Genomic DNA, 13600 nt, shown 5'->3' with positions numbered 1-13600 from the left:
GAATGCACTATATCCAGCAACCGCAGGCGATTGAGGCGAAAAGCTTCGACATTATTGGCGATATTATTGCGCAGACCCGCCCGGACTACCGCTTTGCCAGCCCGCTGCACGAAGCCATTATCAAGCGGGTGATCCACACCACCGCTGATTTTGACTGGCTGGATATCCTGTGGTTTTCGCCCGACGTGCTTCCGCGCTTGAGCGCCGCCCTGAGCCAGCCCTGCACGCTTTATACCGATACCACCATGGCCCTGTCCGGGATCAATAAAACCCTGCTGGCGAAATTCGGCGGCGAGTGCCGCTGCTATATCAGCGATCCGCGGGTGGTGGCGGAGGCCAAAGCGCAGGGGATGACCCGCTCGATGGCGGCGGTTGATATCGCGGTCGCCGAAGAGGGCGAGAAAGTGTTTGTTTTCGGCAATGCGCCCACCGCGCTGTTTCGTCTGCTGGAGCATGACGTCGCGGTCAACGGCGTGATTGGCGTGCCGGTCGGTTTCGTCGGCGCGGCGGAGTCGAAAGAGGCCCTGACGCAGAGCGGCCTGCCGGGCATCGCCGCGCTGGGTCGTAAAGGCGGCAGCAACGTCGCCGCCGCCATCGTCAACGCCATTTTGTACCACTTACAGGGGGCGCGATGAGCGAGCAATCCTTTGACGCCCCGGTATGGCACAACGGCAAGGCGCTGCGCAAAGGCTATACCACCGGATCCTGCGCCACGGCGGCAGCAAAGGTCGCGGCGCTGATGGTGATGCGTCAGCATCTGATTCATCAGGTCTCCATTGTCACCCCTTCCGGCGTCACCCTGTGCCTTAACGTCGAGTCGCCGCACGTTGAAGGGCAGCAGGCGATCGCCGCCATCCGTAAAGACGGCGGCGATGACGTTGACGCCACCCACGGGATGCTGATTTTCGCCCGCGTGACGCTCGACGATTCCGGCGAGATTACCCTGCGCGGCGGCGAAGGCGTCGGCACGGTCACCCGCAAAGGGATCGGCCTGCCCATCGGCAGCCCGGCGATTAACCGCACCCCGCGCCACACCATCGAGTCGGCGGTGCGCGAGGCGATTGGCCCGTCGCGCGGGGCGACGGTAGAGATTTTCGCCCCGGAAGGCGAGGCGCGGGCGCAGAAAACCTATAACTCGCGGCTGGGGATCCTGGGCGGCATCTCGATTATCGGCACCACCGGTATCGTGACGCCGATGTCGGAGGAGAGCTGGAAGCGTTCGCTGTCGCTGGAGCTGGAAATTAAGCGCGCGGCGGGGCTGGAGCGGGTAGTGCTGGTGCCGGGCAACCACGGCGAGCGCTTTGTACGCGAGCAGATGGGCATTGATGCGCAGGTGGTGGTCACCATGAGCAACTTCGTCGGCTACATGATTGAAGAGGCCGTGCGCCTCGGGTTCCGCCAGATCGTGCTGATTGGCCATCCCGGCAAGCTGATTAAAGTCGCCGCCGGGATCTTCCACACCCACAGCCATATCGCCGATGCGCGGATGGAAACCCTGGTCGCGCATCTGGCGCTGCTGGGCGCGCCGCTGGCGCTGCTGCAGCTGGTGAGCGAATGCGATACCACCGAAGCGGCGATGGAGCACATCGACGCGTACGGTTTTCAGCATATCTATCACCATCTTGCCGAACGCATCTGCCTGCGGGTGATGCAGATGCTGCGCTTTACCAAAACGCCGCCCGTCTGCGACGCCATCATGTTCTCCTTTGATAACAAGGTCCTCGGCAGCAATCGGCCGATCGTCGAGATTGCGCGGGAGATGGCATGTTAACGGTCGTCGGCATGGGCCCGTCAGGCCTGCATCTGATGACGCCGGCGGCGCGGGACGCGGTCGCCAGCGCGGACGCGCTGGTGGGCGGCAAGCGGCATTTACAGCAGTTCCCTGAGTTTGACGGCGAACGGTTTGCGCTGGGCGCCAATATTGCCGAACTGCTGGTATGGCTCGGCGAACGCGAAGCGCAGAAGGTGGTGGTGCTGGCCTCCGGCGACCCGCTGTTTTACGGCATCGGTACGCGGCTGATAGCCCACTTTGGCATCGAGCGCGTGCGCATTATCCCCGGCATCAGCGCGGTGCAGTATCTCTGCGCGAAGGCCGGTATCGATATGAACGATATCTGGCTGACCAGCAGCCACGGGCGGGACGTCTGTTTTGATGAGCTGGCTCGCCAGCGCAAGGTGGCGATGGTGACCGACGGGCGCTGCGGGCCGCGGGAAATCGCCGCCCAGCTGGCGGCGCGGGGTAAAGGGTATCGCTGGATGGTGATTGGCGAAAATCTGGCGATGGATAATGAGCGGATCCGCTGGCTACCGGTCAGTGAGGTCGACGGCGAATATGAGATGAACGCGGTGGTGATCCTCGATGAAAGATGAGCTTTTTCTGCGCGGCGAGAAGGTGCCGATGACCAAAGAGGCGGTTCGCGCGCTGGCGCTGGCCAAACTTGAGCTACACCGGGCAAGCCACCTGATTGATATCGGCGCCGGTACCGGCAGCGTGTCGATTGAGGCGGCGCTGCAGTACCCCTCGCTGCAGGTAACGGCGGTCGAACGCAATCCCGCGGCCCTGCAGCTGCTGGACGAAAACCGCCAGCATTTCGCCTGCGGCAACATTGAGATGCTGCCCGGCGAAGCGCCGATGGTGATCACCGAGCGGGCCGACGCCATTTTTATGGGCGGCAGCGGCGGCCGCCTCGACGAGCTCATTGACTGGTCGTGGCAGCAGCTCTACCCCGGCGGTCGCCTGGTGATGACCTTTATCCTGCAGGAGAACCTGAACGCCGCTCTCGACTATCTGCGGCTGAAGGGAATCGAACAGGTTGATTGCCTGCAGCTGAACGTTTCATCGCTGACCGCGCTGGGCAGCGGCCACTATTTCAAACCGAATAATCCCGTTTTTGTTATCGCCTGTCAGAAGGAAGAAAACCATGGCTGAGACATTTGACCCCCGTTGTGTGTGGTTCGTTGGCGCAGGGCCGGGCGACCGTGAGCTGATTACCCTCAAGGGCTACCGCTTGCTCCAGCAGGCCCAGGTGGTGATCTACGCCGGGTCGCTGATAAACACCGCGCTGCTGGAGTACTGTCCGCCCGGCGCCGAGTGTCACGACAGCGCCGAACTGCATCTGGCGCAAATTCTCGACCTGATGGAAGCCGGGGTTAAAGCCGGGAAAACGGTGGTGCGTTTACAGACCGGGGACGTGTCGCTGTACGGCTCGGTCCGCGAGCAGGGCGAAGAGCTGACCAAACGCGGCATCGACTGGCAGGTGGTGCCGGGCGTCAGCGCGTTTCTGGGCGCCGCGGCGGAGCTTGGCGTCGAATACACCGTCCCGGAAGTCTCCCAGAGCCTGATTATTACCCGCCTCGAAGGGCGCACGCCGGTGCCGGAGCGCGAGCAGCTTGAGTCGTTTGCCAGCCACCAGACCTCGATGGCGATTTACCTTTCCGTACAGCGCATTCACCGGGTGGCGGAGCGCCTGATGGAAGGCGGCTACCCGGCAACCACGCCGGTGGCGGTGATCTACAAAGCGACCTGGCCGGAAAGCCAGACCGTACGCGGTACCCTGGCGGATATCGGCGACAAGGTGCGCGAGGCGGGGATCCGCAAAACGGCGCTCATTCTGGTCGGGAATTTCCTGGGCTCTGAGTATCACTACTCAAAACTCTACGCGGCGGACTTTAGCCATGAATACCGTAAAGCCTGAATCAATCGCGCTTTTCTGCCTGACCCCTGGCGGCGTGCGGCTGGCGAAACGGCTGGCGGCGATGCTGCCGTTAACCTGCTTTACCAGCGAGAAGCTGCTGGAAGAGGGGTTTCTCCCCTTTGAAAACGGTTTTGCCAGCGCCGCGCGCGAGGCCTTCAGCAGCTATTCGGCGCTGATTTTCATCGGCGCCACCGGGATCGCGGTACGCGTACTGGCCCCGCTGGTGAATGACAAGTTCAGCGACCCGGCGGTGGTGGTGATTGACGAGCGCGGCCAGCACGTTATTAGCCTGCTTTCCGGCCACGCGGGGGGCGCGAATGCCCTCAGCCGCTATCTGGCCGGGATGCTCGGCGCCGACCCGGTGATCACCACCGCCACCGATGTCAACGAGATGGCGGCGCTGGATACCCTGGCATTCCAGCTTAATGCCAGGATGAGCGACTTCCGCGCGGCGGTGAAAACCGTCAACCAGATGCTGGTCAGCCAGCAGCGCGTCGGCCTGTGGTGGGACGACGAGTTGGATGAAGACGTCAGCCGCTGCGACCGGCGGGGATTTATCACCGTGACCGATCTGCACCAGCTTCCCGAGCTGGACGCGCTGGTCTGCGTCACGCTGCGCAACGAGCTGCCGGCCATCGCCGTGCTGCACTGGAAGCTGGTGCCGCAGCGGGTGGTCGCCGGAATTGGCTGCCGTCGCGATACGCCATTCCCGCTGTTAGCAGCGCTGCTGGCGCGCCAGCTTGAGGCGCAGCGCCTGGATCCGCTGGCGCTGAAAGCCATCGGCAGCGTGACGCTGAAGAAGCACGAGCAGGGGCTGATTCAGCTGGCCTCCTGCTGTCGCGTACCGTTCGAAACCTTTCCCGCTGATGCGCTGCGCGAGCATGAGCACCATTTCCCCGCCTCATCGTTCGTCAGAAAAACCGTCGGCGTGGGGAGCGTATCCGGCCCGGCGGCCTGGCTGCTGAGCCATGGGCAACTGTTGGGCGAAACCCTGCGCGAACAGGGCGTCACTATCACTTTGGGAGTTTCACACTGATGTTAAGCGTAATCGGAATCGGCCCTGGCTCGCAGTCCATGATGACCATGGAAGCCATTGAAGCGCTGCAGGCGGCGGAAATCGTCGTTGGCTATAAAACCTACACGCACCTGGTGAAAGCCTTTACCGGCGATAAGCAGGTGATCAAAACCGGCATGTGCAAAGAGATTGAGCGCTGCCAGGCGGCGATTGAGCTGGCGCAGGCCGGGCATAACGTGGCGCTGATCAGCAGCGGCGACGCCGGTATTTACGGCATGGCCGGACTGGTGCTTGAGCTGGTCAGCAAGCAGAAGCTGGATGTGGAAGTCCGCCTGATCCCGGGGATGACCGCCAGCATCGCCGCCGCCTCGCTGCTGGGCGCGCCGCTGATGCACGACTTCTGCCATATCAGCCTCAGCGACCTGCTGACACCGTGGCCGGTGATTGAAAAGCGTATTGTCGCCGCCGGGGAAGCCGACTTCGTGATCTGTTTTTACAATCCGCGCAGCCGCGGCCGCGAGGGCCATCTGGCGCGCGCCTTTGAGCTGCTGTCGGCCAGCAAAAGCGCGCAGACTCCGGTGGGGGTCGTGAAGTCCGCCGGACGTAAAAAACAGGAGAAATGGCTGACCACCCTGGGGGAGATGGATTTTGCACCGGTCGATATGACCAGCCTGGTGATCGTTGGCAACAAAGCGACGTATATCCAGGATGGCCTGATGATCACCCCACGAGGCTACGTGCTGTGAGCCACGGCGAGGTGCTGGTGATGGGCGGAACCAGCGACGCGCGGGCGCTGTGCCAGCAGCTTGACGCGGCGCAGGTTAAATACACCCTGTCGGTGGCGACGCCCACCGGCCAGCAGCTGGCGGGAGACATTCGCGGCCAGGTGCGCTGCGGGCGTCTCGAGCTGGAGGAGATGATCGCCTGGCTGAAGGCTAACCGGACCCGCTGGGTGATCGATGCTTCGCACCCCTATGCCGAAGCGGTGAGCCGCAATATCGTCCGGGCCTGCGAAACCGCCGGCGTGCTGCTGAGCCGCTATCAGCGCCCTGAACAGCTGAGCGGCCTGACGCATCCGCTGCTCTATACCGTGGAGAGCATTGAACAGGCCTGCGAGGTGGCGCGGCGCTTCGGCCAGCGCGTGCTGCTCACCACCGGAAGCAAAGATCTGGCGCGCTGGCGGGCGGGATTAGGCGAAAAAACGCTGCTGGCCCGGGTGTTGCCGGTCGCCGATGTCATCGCCCAGTGCGCCGGACTGGGGTTCGGCGTTGGCGAGATCTTCGCCCTGTGCGGGCCGTTCAGCGCCGAGTTCAACGCCGCTTTCTACCGCCAGTGCCGGGCCGATGTGGTGATCACTAAGGCCTCCGGCGCCGAAGGCGGCTATCAGGAAAAAGTACAACCCTGTCTGGATGCCGGTATCCCCTGCATCGTGATTACGCGCCCGGCACCGCTGGTGACCGGTGAAGAATTACTGGAAAGTCAGGCTGCCTTTGCCCGGCGCTTAGCGCGCTGGCTGGCCGCTGCTTAAGGAGTCCGAAATGAAAAAAGCGCTTCTGGTGGTCAGTTTTGGCACCAGCTATCCCGACACCTGTGAAAAGAATATCGTCGCCTGCGAGCGCGAGCTGGCGGCCAGCTGCCCGGACCGCGACACCTTTCGCGCCTTCACCTCCGGGATGATTATCCGCAAGCTCAAGCAGCGCGACGGTATCGAGATTGATACGCCGCTGCAGGCGTTGCAGAAGCTGGCCGAGCAGGGCTACCAGGATGTGGCGATTCAGTCGCTGCACATTATCAACGGCGATGAATATGAAAAGATCGTCCGTGAAGTGCAAAGCCTGCGCCCGCTGTTCCTCCGCCTGACGCTGGGGGCGCCGCTGCTGAGCAGCCATAATGATTATGTCCAGCTGATGCAGGCGCTGCGCCAGCAGATGCCGCCGATTGCCTCCGATGAAACGGTGGTCTTTATGGGCCACGGCGCCAGCCATCACGCTTTCGCCGCCTACGCCTGTCTGGACCATATGATGACGGCGAAGGGGTTTCCGGCGCGGGTCGGCGCGGTCGAGAGCTATCCGGAAGTCGATATTCTTATCGACAGCCTGCGCCGGCAGGGGGTGAAGGGCGTGCACCTGATGCCGCTGATGCTGGTGGCCGGCGATCACGCCATTAACGATATGGCCTCGGACGAAGAGGACTCCTGGAAAACGCTGTTCAACGCCGCCGGTATCACGGCGACGCCGTGGCTGAACGGGCTGGGAGAGAATCCGGCGGTGCGCGCAATGTTCGTCGCTCACCTGCAGCAGGCGCTGAGCCTGGCGATGGAGGAGGCGGCATGAGCGGCAAACTGTATGCCCTGAGTACCGGCCCTGGCGCCGCCGACCTGATCACCGTGCGCGCGGCGCGGGTGCTGGGCAAGCTGGACATTCTCTACGCGCCCGCCGGACGTAAAGGCGGCGACAGCCTCGCGCTCTCCATCGTGCGGGAGTATATCGGCGAACGGACCGAAGTACGCTGCTGCCATTTCCCGATGAGCGCCGACAGCGCGGAAAAAGAGGCGGTATGGGATGAGGTCGCCGCCGCGCTGGTGCAGGAAGTGGAGGCGGGCAAGCAGGTCGGGTTTATTACCCTCGGCGACGCCATGCTGTTCAGCACCTGGGTGTTCTTACTCCAGCGTATCGGCAGCCCGGAGTGGCTGGAGATTGTTCCCGGCGTCACCTCTTTCGCCGCCATTGCCGCGCGTTCAAAAACGCCGCTGGCCATGGAGCAGCAGTCGCTGGCGGTGATCTCCTGCACCGCGCCGGAAACGGAAATCGAGCAGGCGCTGCGCCAGCATGAAAGCCTGGTGCTGATGAAAGTGTACGGGCGGTTTCCCCGCATCAAAGCGCTGCTGGCGAAAAACGGTCTGCTGGATGCCGCGCTGATGATGTCCGAAGCCACGCTGCCGGGCGAGCAGTGCTGGCGCCATCTCCGTGACGTCAGCGACGACCAGCCGCTGCCCTATTTCTCGACCATTCTGGTCAATAAACAGTGGGAGTATGCAGAATGAAACTTGAACAACAGCTAAAACAGCTGTCTTTCAGCGGGTTAGCCGCGGCGCTATTGCTGATAGTGGTACCCGAAAAGGCTTTCGCGATGCACATTATGGAGGGGTTTTTACCGCCGATGTGGGCCCTGGCATGGTGGCTGCTGTTTTTACCCTGCCTGTGGTACGGGCTGGTGCGCCTGCGCCGCATCGTGCAGGAAGATAACAACCAGAAGGTGCTGCTGGCGCTGTGCGGGGCGTTTATTTTTGTCCTCTCGGCGCTGAAAATTCCTTCCGTGACCGGCAGCTGTTCGCACCCGACCGGCGTCGGCCTGGCGGTGATTCTCTTCGGGCCTGGCGTGGTGGCGATCCTTGGCGCCATCGTGCTGCTGTTCCAGGCGCTGCTGCTGGCGCACGGCGGGCTGACGACGCTCGGCGCGAACGGGATGTCGATGGCGGTCATCGGGCCGGTGGTCGGCTATATGGTGTGGAAAATGGCCTGCCGCGCGGGCATTCGCCGCGATGTCGGGGTGTTTCTCTGCGCGATGCTGGCGGATCTGGTGACCTACTTTGTCACCTCCGTACAGCTCGGCGTGGCCTTCCCGGATCCGACCGCCGGCGCGACCGGATCGATCGTCAAGTTTATGGGGATCTTCTGCCTGACCCAGATCCCGATCGCCATTGCTGAAGGACTGTTAACCGTCATGATCTACGACCAGTTGACCAAACGTCAGCTGATTACCGCACAGGGGCATTAACATGAAAAAGACGCTGATATTGTTAGCCATGGTGGTGGCGCTGGTGATCCTGCCGTTCTTTGTCGATCACGGCGGCGAGTTTGGCGGTTCGGACGGCGAGGCGGAGAGCCAGATTCAGGTGGTCGCGCCGCATTATGAGCCGTGGTTCCAGCCGCTGTACGAACCGGCGAGTGGAGAAATTGAGAGCCTGCTGTTTACGCTCCAGGGATCCCTCGGCGCGGCGGTGATTTTCTATATTCTGGGCTACAGCAAAGGCAGACAGCGCCGTGATGACCGGGTTTGATCGACTCAGCTATCAGAGCCGCTGGTTTCACGTCGCGCCGGAGCGCAAGTTTCTGTTCTGGCTGCTGCTGATGGTGCTGGCCTTTACCCTGCCTCCGCTGGGGCAGGGTATCGAAATGGCGCTGATTGCCGCCTTAACCTGCTGGCTGCTGCGGGTCTCGCCGTGGCGCTGGTGCCGTTGGATGGCGCTGCCGTTTGGCTTCCTGCTGATCGGTGTGCTGACCATTCTGTTCAGCGTTAGCCGCAATCCGCAGGATCTGCTGGTGAGCCTGCCGCTGGGCAGCGTCTGGCTGGGCATGACGTCGGAGGGGTTGACGACCGCCAATCAGACCTTCTGGCGCAGCCTGGCGGCGCTGGCGTCCACCTTCTGGCTGGTGCTGAATCTGCCGTTCCCGCAGCTTATTTTGCTGCTCAAGCGCGGACGGGTACCGCGGCTGCTGACCGAGCAAATCCTGCTGACCTGGCGTTTTATTTTTATTCTGTTAGACGAAGCGCTGGCGATTCACCGTGCGCAAACATTACGTTTTGGCTACCGTAGCGTGCCGAAGGGCTATCGTTCGCTGGCGATGCTGGTAGGACTGCTGTTTACCCGGGTGATGATTCGCTACCAGCAGATGAGCACCACGCTGGATATCAAACTGTATCAGGGTGACTTTCACCTCTAAGGATAAGTATGCTTGCCACGACCGATCTCTGGTTTCGCTATCAGGACGAGCCGGTGCTGAAGGGGCTGACGCTGGATTTTTCCCGTCACGCGGTGACCGGACTGGTGGGGGCGAACGGCTGCGGAAAATCCACGCTGTTTATGAACCTGAGCGGTCTGCTGCGCCCGCAGAGCGGGGCGGTGCTGTGGCAGGGAAAACCGCTGGACTACAGCAAACGCGGCCTGCTGGCGCTGCGTCAGCAGGTGGCGACCGTTTTCCAGGACCCGGACCAGCAGATTTTCTATACCGATATCGACAGCGATATCGCCTTTAGCCTGCGTAACCTGGGGGTTGCGGAAGAGGAAATTGCCCGCCGGGTGGACGATGCCCTGACTCTCGTCGATGCCCAGGGGTTTCGTCACCAGCCGATTCAGTGCCTGAGCCACGGGCAGAAAAAGCGCGTGGCGATAGCCGGCGCGCTGGTGCTGCAGGCGCGCTATTTACTGCTCGACGAGCCGACGGCGGGGCTCGATCCCTCGGGGCGCGCGCAGATGATCGACATCATTAAGCGCATTGCCGATCGGGGCAACCACGTGGCGATCTCCAGCCACGACATCGATCTGATCTATGAAATCAGCGATGCGGTTTACGTGTTACGCCGCGGCGAAGTGCTGGCGCACGGCGAACCCGGCGAGGTGTTTGCCCGCAGCGAACTGATGGCCCAGGCCGGGCTAACCCAGCCGTGGCTGGTGAAACTGCACGCGCAGCTCGGGCTGCCGCTGTGTAAAACCGAAGAAGAATTTTTTACGCGGATGCGAAGCAACGCGATGAAGGAGGCGTCATGACGCTGGCAATTATGTTACAGGGCACCGCTTCCGACGTCGGCAAAAGCGTGCTGGTCGCGGGGCTGTGCCGCATCTTTTATCAGGACGGGCAGCGAACCGCGCCTTTTAAATCGCAGAATATGGCGCTTAATTCCGGTATCACGCCGGATGGCAAAGAGATGGGCCGCGCGCAGATTTTCCAGGCCGAAGCGGCGGGCATTACCCCGGATGTGCGCATGAACCCGGTGCTGCTTAAGCCAACCAGCGACCGTAAAGCGCAGGTGGTGCTGATGGGCAAAGTGGCGACCGATATGGACGCGGTGAGCTATCACGAGTACAAGCCGCGCCTGCGAGAACAGATCCTCGCGGTTTATAACAGCCTTGCCGCCGAACATGATGTGCTGGTGCTGGAAGGGGCGGGCAGTCCGGCGGAGATCAACCTGCGCGATCGCGACATCGTCAATATGGGCATGGCCGAGATGGCCCAGTGCCCGGTGATCCTCGTGGCGGATATCGATCGCGGCGGCGTATTCGCCTCCATCTACGGCACGCTCGCGCTGCTGCACGATCGCGAGCGCGCGCGGGTCAAAGGGGTGATTATCAATAAATTTCGCGGCGACGTGGCGCTGCTGTATTCCGGGATCGAGCAGATAGAAGCGCTCACCGGCGTCCCGGTGCTCGGCGTCATGCCGTGGCTGGATGTCGATCTTGAAGATGAGGACGGCGTCGCGCTGCAAAAAGGGAAATATCTGCGTACCGACAGGCGTGATATTGAGATTGCCGTGATACAGGTGCCGCACATCGCCAATTTTACCGATTTCAACGCGCTGGCGGCGCAGCCGGACGTCCGCGTCCGCTATGTTCGCCAGCCCCAGGAGCTGGCGGGCGTGGATATGATTATCCTGCCGGGCAGTAAAAATACGCTCGGCGACCTGGGCTGGCTGCGCGAGAGCGGCATGGCGCACGCGGTACTGCAGGCCCGGCGCCAGGGCGTACCGGTGCTGGGGATCTGCGGCGGCTACCAGATGCTCGGCGAAACCATAATCGATGAGGTGGAGTCGGGGCTTGGCACCCAGCCGGGGCTGGGGTTGCTCAATACCGTCACCCACTTTGCGCACAGCAAAACGACCACTCAGGTAACGGCGACCCTGGCAACGGCGCTGCCGGCGTGGCTGGCGGCAACGGCGGGGCTGGCGGTAAGCGGCTACGAAATTCATATGGGCGAAACCGAGCTGCGCGACGGCTGCCGTTCGCTGATGCAGTTACATAAAGGCGGCCAGAATGTGGCGGACGGCGCGGTCAGCGATGACGGCCTGGCGTTTGGCACCTATCTGCACGGCCTGTTCGATAGCGATGCATTTACCCGCGCGCTGGTTAACGGCCTGCGCCAGCGTAAAGGGCTGGCGGCGCTGGATAACGATTTCGAGTATGCGCAGTATAAATCTCGCCAGTTCGATCTGCTGGCGGACGCGATGCGTCAGCATATTGATATCGAAAAAATCTACGCCATCATGCGCCAACATCAGGAGCCCGTATGCTGACTTTAGTGACCGGCGGGGCGCGCAGCGGTAAAAGCCGCCATGCCGAAGCGCTGATCGCCCATGCGCCGCAGGTACTCTATATCGCCACCTCACAGATCTTTGATGACGAGATGGCGGCGAGGATCCAGCACCACCGCGACGGCAGGCCCGCGCACTGGCGCACCGCCGAGCGCTGGCAGCAGCTTGATGAACTGATCACCCCGGATATCGCCCCGGAGGAGGCGATTTTGCTGGAATGTATCACCACCATGGTAACCAACCTGCTGTTTGCGCTGGGGGGCGACAGCGCGCCGGACGACTGGGATTATGCGGCGATGGAGCGGGCGATCGACGCCGAAATCGCGGTACTGATTGCCGCCTGCCAGCGCTGCCCGGCCCGCGTGGTGCTGGTGACCAACGAAGTGGGGATGGGGATTGTGCCGGAAAACCGTCTGGCCCGCCATTTCCGCGACATCGCCGGGCGCGTCAACCAGCGCCTTGCTGCGGCGGCGGACGAGGTGTGGCTGGTGGTGTCGGGCATTGGCGTAAAAATCAAATAGGCCAGGCGCGCCGTACCGGGCGTTATTCTTCCTGCTGGCTCTGCCATGAGCCAGCCAACAAGACGAGAACCTCTATGCAAAGCTTAACCTCTCTACTGGGCGCGATCCCGGCGCCTGATGAAAGCGCGATGGCGCGCGCCCGGCTTCATATCGACGGCCTGCTGAAGCCGCCCGGAAGCCTTGGACGCCTTGAAGATCTTGCCGTACAGTTGGCGGGCATGCCCGGTCTTGACGGCGTGCCGCAGGTGAAAAAGAAGGCGCTGCTGGTGATGTGCGCCGACCACGGCGTGTGGGACGAAGGAGTCGCCATCTCGCCGAAAGCGGTGACCGCCATCCAGGCGGCGAATATGACGCTGGGCAAAACCGGCGTTTGCGTGCTGGCGGCGCAGGCGGGCGCGAAAATGCACGTGATTGATGTCGGGATCGATGCTGAGCTGATACCGGGCGTTATCAACATGCGCGTGGCGCGCGGCTGCGGCAATATCGCCGTCGGTCCGGCAATGCGCCGCGGCCAGGCGGAAGAGCTGCTGCTGGAGGTGATGCGCTATACCCGAGGGCTGGCGCAGGATGGCGTCACCCTGTTTGGCGTCGGGGAGCTCGGAATGGCCAATACCACCCCGGCGGCGGCGATTGTCAGCGTTCTGACCGGCAGCGATGCCCAGGAGGTGGTCGGGATTGGCGCTAATCTGCCGTTGGCGAAGGTCGCTAATAAAGTGGAAGTGGTGCGCCGGGCTATCGCCGTCAACCGGCCTGACCCGAACGATGGTCTCGACGTGCTGGCGAAAGTGGGCGGTTTTGATTTATTGGGGATGACGGGCGTGATGCTGGGCGCGGCCTCCTGCGGCCTGCCGGTGCTGCTCGATGGTTTCCTCTCCTACGCGGCGGCGCTGGCGGCGTGCCGAATTGCGCCGGAAGTGAAACCCTATCTGATCCCGTCCCACTATTCGGCGGAGAAGGGGGCGCGTACGGCGCTGATGCATCTCGAGCTGGAACCCTACCTCAACATGGGGATGCGCCTGGGCGAAGGCAGCGGCGCGGCGCTGGCGATGCCGATCGTGGAAGCGGCCTGCGCGATGTATCACGAGATGGGCATGCTGGCGGCGAGCAATATTGTGTTGCCGAAGGGCTGAAAAAGGGCCGGGGAGCGGCGCTTAGCCGTTCCCTGAATCAGGTATAAGATTTTGCGCAGCGCAGAAACAAAAAAACACCCTTGAGGGTGTTTATGATGTTGGTTGCGGGGGCCGGATTTGAACCGACGACCTTCGGGTTATGAGCCCGACGAG

Annotated in this window: 17 protein-coding genes; all 17 read left to right on the top strand. The window is 62.4% G+C overall.

Annotated elements, in window-relative coordinates:
- The first annotated feature begins 2 nt into the window (after positions 1–2).
- The 17 genes from ABLU87_RS03510 (at position 3) to cobT (ending at position 13447) form a co-directional block, all read left to right on the top strand.
- Positions 3–635: a cobalt-precorrin-8 methylmutase gene (locus tag ABLU87_RS03510; protein WP_004133657.1), complete on the top strand. Its 633-nt coding sequence runs from the start codon at positions 3–5 to the stop codon at positions 633–635.
- On the top strand, positions 632–1771 hold the full coding sequence (cbiD, locus tag ABLU87_RS03505) for a cobalt-precorrin-5B (C(1))-methyltransferase CbiD (protein WP_047722980.1): 1140 nt from the start codon (positions 632–634) through the stop codon (positions 1769–1771). Before ABLU87_RS03510 ends, cbiD begins: the two co-directional genes overlap by 4 nt.
- Positions 1765–2370, top strand: a complete 606-nt coding sequence (locus ABLU87_RS03500; RefSeq protein WP_025107434.1) for a cobalt-precorrin-7 (C(5))-methyltransferase — start codon at positions 1765–1767, stop codon at positions 2368–2370. The genes cbiD and ABLU87_RS03500 overlap by 7 nt, the downstream gene beginning before the upstream one ends.
- Positions 2360–2929 carry a decarboxylating cobalt-precorrin-6B (C(15))-methyltransferase gene (locus tag ABLU87_RS03495; RefSeq protein WP_196942052.1) on the top strand — a complete coding sequence of 190 codons (570 nt, stop codon included), beginning with the start codon at positions 2360–2362 and terminating at the stop codon, positions 2927–2929. Before ABLU87_RS03500 ends, ABLU87_RS03495 begins: the two co-directional genes overlap by 11 nt.
- Positions 2922–3695, top strand: a complete 774-nt coding sequence (locus tag ABLU87_RS03490; RefSeq protein WP_014226631.1) for a cobalt-precorrin-4 methyltransferase — start codon at positions 2922–2924, stop codon at positions 3693–3695. Before ABLU87_RS03495 ends, ABLU87_RS03490 begins: the two co-directional genes overlap by 8 nt.
- The gene (gene cbiG / locus ABLU87_RS03485; RefSeq protein ID WP_025107436.1) at positions 3676–4731 is read left to right on the top strand and encodes a cobalt-precorrin 5A hydrolase; all 1056 of its coding nucleotides are present in this window, start codon (positions 3676–3678) and stop codon (positions 4729–4731) included. Before ABLU87_RS03490 ends, cbiG begins: the two co-directional genes overlap by 20 nt.
- On the top strand, positions 4731–5456 hold the full coding sequence (locus ABLU87_RS03480) for a precorrin-3B C(17)-methyltransferase (RefSeq protein WP_004105101.1): 726 nt from the start codon (positions 4731–4733) through the stop codon (positions 5454–5456). Before cbiG ends, ABLU87_RS03480 begins: the two co-directional genes overlap by 1 nt.
- The gene (locus ABLU87_RS03475) at positions 5453–6238 is read left to right on the top strand and encodes a cobalt-precorrin-6A reductase (protein WP_025107437.1); all 786 of its coding nucleotides are present in this window, start codon (positions 5453–5455) and stop codon (positions 6236–6238) included. The genes ABLU87_RS03480 and ABLU87_RS03475 overlap by 4 nt, the downstream gene beginning before the upstream one ends.
- Before the next feature lie 10 nt (positions 6239–6248).
- Positions 6249–7043: a sirohydrochlorin cobaltochelatase gene (locus ABLU87_RS03470; RefSeq protein ID WP_122116682.1), complete on the top strand. Its 795-nt coding sequence runs from the start codon at positions 6249–6251 to the stop codon at positions 7041–7043.
- Positions 7040–7753, top strand: a complete 714-nt coding sequence (locus ABLU87_RS03465; protein WP_032751062.1) for a cobalt-factor II C(20)-methyltransferase — start codon at positions 7040–7042, stop codon at positions 7751–7753. Before ABLU87_RS03470 ends, ABLU87_RS03465 begins: the two co-directional genes overlap by 4 nt.
- Positions 7750–8487, top strand: a complete 738-nt coding sequence (gene cbiM / locus ABLU87_RS03460) for a cobalt ECF transporter S component CbiM (RefSeq protein WP_004124457.1) — start codon at positions 7750–7752, stop codon at positions 8485–8487. The genes ABLU87_RS03465 and cbiM overlap by 4 nt, the downstream gene beginning before the upstream one ends.
- A 1-nt stretch (position 8488) precedes the next feature.
- Positions 8489–8770: an energy-coupling factor ABC transporter substrate-binding protein gene (locus ABLU87_RS03455; RefSeq protein ID WP_004133685.1), complete on the top strand. Its 282-nt coding sequence runs from the start codon at positions 8489–8491 to the stop codon at positions 8768–8770.
- On the top strand, positions 8757–9434 hold the full coding sequence (locus tag ABLU87_RS03450; RefSeq protein WP_004105090.1) for an energy-coupling factor ABC transporter transmembrane protein: 678 nt from the start codon (positions 8757–8759) through the stop codon (positions 9432–9434). Before ABLU87_RS03455 ends, ABLU87_RS03450 begins: the two co-directional genes overlap by 14 nt.
- A gap of 8 nt (positions 9435–9442) precedes the next feature.
- Complete coding sequence (locus ABLU87_RS03445; RefSeq protein ID WP_025107439.1) at positions 9443–10258, top strand: energy-coupling factor ABC transporter ATP-binding protein; 816 nt, start codon at positions 9443–9445, stop codon at positions 10256–10258.
- On the top strand, positions 10255–11778 hold the full coding sequence (locus tag ABLU87_RS03440; RefSeq protein ID WP_122116681.1) for a cobyric acid synthase: 1524 nt from the start codon (positions 10255–10257) through the stop codon (positions 11776–11778). Before ABLU87_RS03445 ends, ABLU87_RS03440 begins: the two co-directional genes overlap by 4 nt.
- The gene (cobU, locus tag ABLU87_RS03435) at positions 11772–12317 is read left to right on the top strand and encodes a bifunctional adenosylcobinamide kinase/adenosylcobinamide-phosphate guanylyltransferase (RefSeq protein ID WP_004853703.1); all 546 of its coding nucleotides are present in this window, start codon (positions 11772–11774) and stop codon (positions 12315–12317) included. Before ABLU87_RS03440 ends, cobU begins: the two co-directional genes overlap by 7 nt.
- A 74-nt stretch (positions 12318–12391) precedes the next feature.
- A complete protein-coding gene (gene cobT / locus ABLU87_RS03430) occupies positions 12392–13447 on the top strand; it encodes a nicotinate-nucleotide--dimethylbenzimidazole phosphoribosyltransferase (RefSeq protein WP_004853701.1) in 1056 nt (351 codons plus the stop codon).
- Positions 13448–13600: the final 153 nt, after the last annotated feature.

Origin of the sequence: Klebsiella sp. CB_Kp196 (genome assembly GCF_040061575.1) — a bacterium.
GTDB lineage: Bacteria > Pseudomonadota > Gammaproteobacteria > Enterobacterales > Enterobacteriaceae > Klebsiella > Klebsiella michiganensis.
Note: the sequence above shows the minus strand (reverse complement) of the source record. Positions and strands in the feature narration are given on the sequence as shown.

What these genes read in the sequence shown, in the direction of transcription:
- ABLU87_RS03510 (WP_004133657.1), top strand. Translation starts at nt 3, where the DNA reads ATGCACTATATCCAGCAACCGCAGGCGATTGAGGCGAAAAGCTTCGAC.
- cbiD (WP_047722980.1), top strand. Translation starts at nt 632, where the DNA reads ATGAGCGAGCAATCCTTTGACGCCCCGGTATGGCACAACGGCAAGGCG.
- ABLU87_RS03500 (WP_025107434.1), top strand. Translation starts at nt 1,765, where the DNA reads ATGTTAACGGTCGTCGGCATGGGCCCGTCAGGCCTGCATCTGATGACG.
- ABLU87_RS03495 (WP_196942052.1), top strand. Translation starts at nt 2,360, where the DNA reads ATGAAAGATGAGCTTTTTCTGCGCGGCGAGAAGGTGCCGATGACCAAA.
- ABLU87_RS03490 (WP_014226631.1), top strand. Translation starts at nt 2,922, where the DNA reads ATGGCTGAGACATTTGACCCCCGTTGTGTGTGGTTCGTTGGCGCAGGG.
- cbiG (WP_025107436.1), top strand. Translation starts at nt 3,676, where the DNA reads ATGAATACCGTAAAGCCTGAATCAATCGCGCTTTTCTGCCTGACCCCT.
- ABLU87_RS03480 (WP_004105101.1), top strand. Translation starts at nt 4,731, where the DNA reads ATGTTAAGCGTAATCGGAATCGGCCCTGGCTCGCAGTCCATGATGACC.
- ABLU87_RS03470 (WP_122116682.1), top strand. Translation starts at nt 6,249, where the DNA reads ATGAAAAAAGCGCTTCTGGTGGTCAGTTTTGGCACCAGCTATCCCGAC.
- ABLU87_RS03465 (WP_032751062.1), top strand. Translation starts at nt 7,040, where the DNA reads ATGAGCGGCAAACTGTATGCCCTGAGTACCGGCCCTGGCGCCGCCGAC.
- cbiM (WP_004124457.1), top strand. Translation starts at nt 7,750, where the DNA reads ATGAAACTTGAACAACAGCTAAAACAGCTGTCTTTCAGCGGGTTAGCC.
- ABLU87_RS03455 (WP_004133685.1), top strand. Translation starts at nt 8,489, where the DNA reads ATGAAAAAGACGCTGATATTGTTAGCCATGGTGGTGGCGCTGGTGATC.
- ABLU87_RS03450 (WP_004105090.1), top strand. Translation starts at nt 8,757, where the DNA reads ATGACCGGGTTTGATCGACTCAGCTATCAGAGCCGCTGGTTTCACGTC.
- ABLU87_RS03445 (WP_025107439.1), top strand. Translation starts at nt 9,443, where the DNA reads ATGCTTGCCACGACCGATCTCTGGTTTCGCTATCAGGACGAGCCGGTG.
- ABLU87_RS03440 (WP_122116681.1), top strand. Translation starts at nt 10,255, where the DNA reads ATGACGCTGGCAATTATGTTACAGGGCACCGCTTCCGACGTCGGCAAA.
- cobU (WP_004853703.1), top strand. Translation starts at nt 11,772, where the DNA reads ATGCTGACTTTAGTGACCGGCGGGGCGCGCAGCGGTAAAAGCCGCCAT.
- cobT (WP_004853701.1), top strand. Translation starts at nt 12,392, where the DNA reads ATGCAAAGCTTAACCTCTCTACTGGGCGCGATCCCGGCGCCTGATGAA.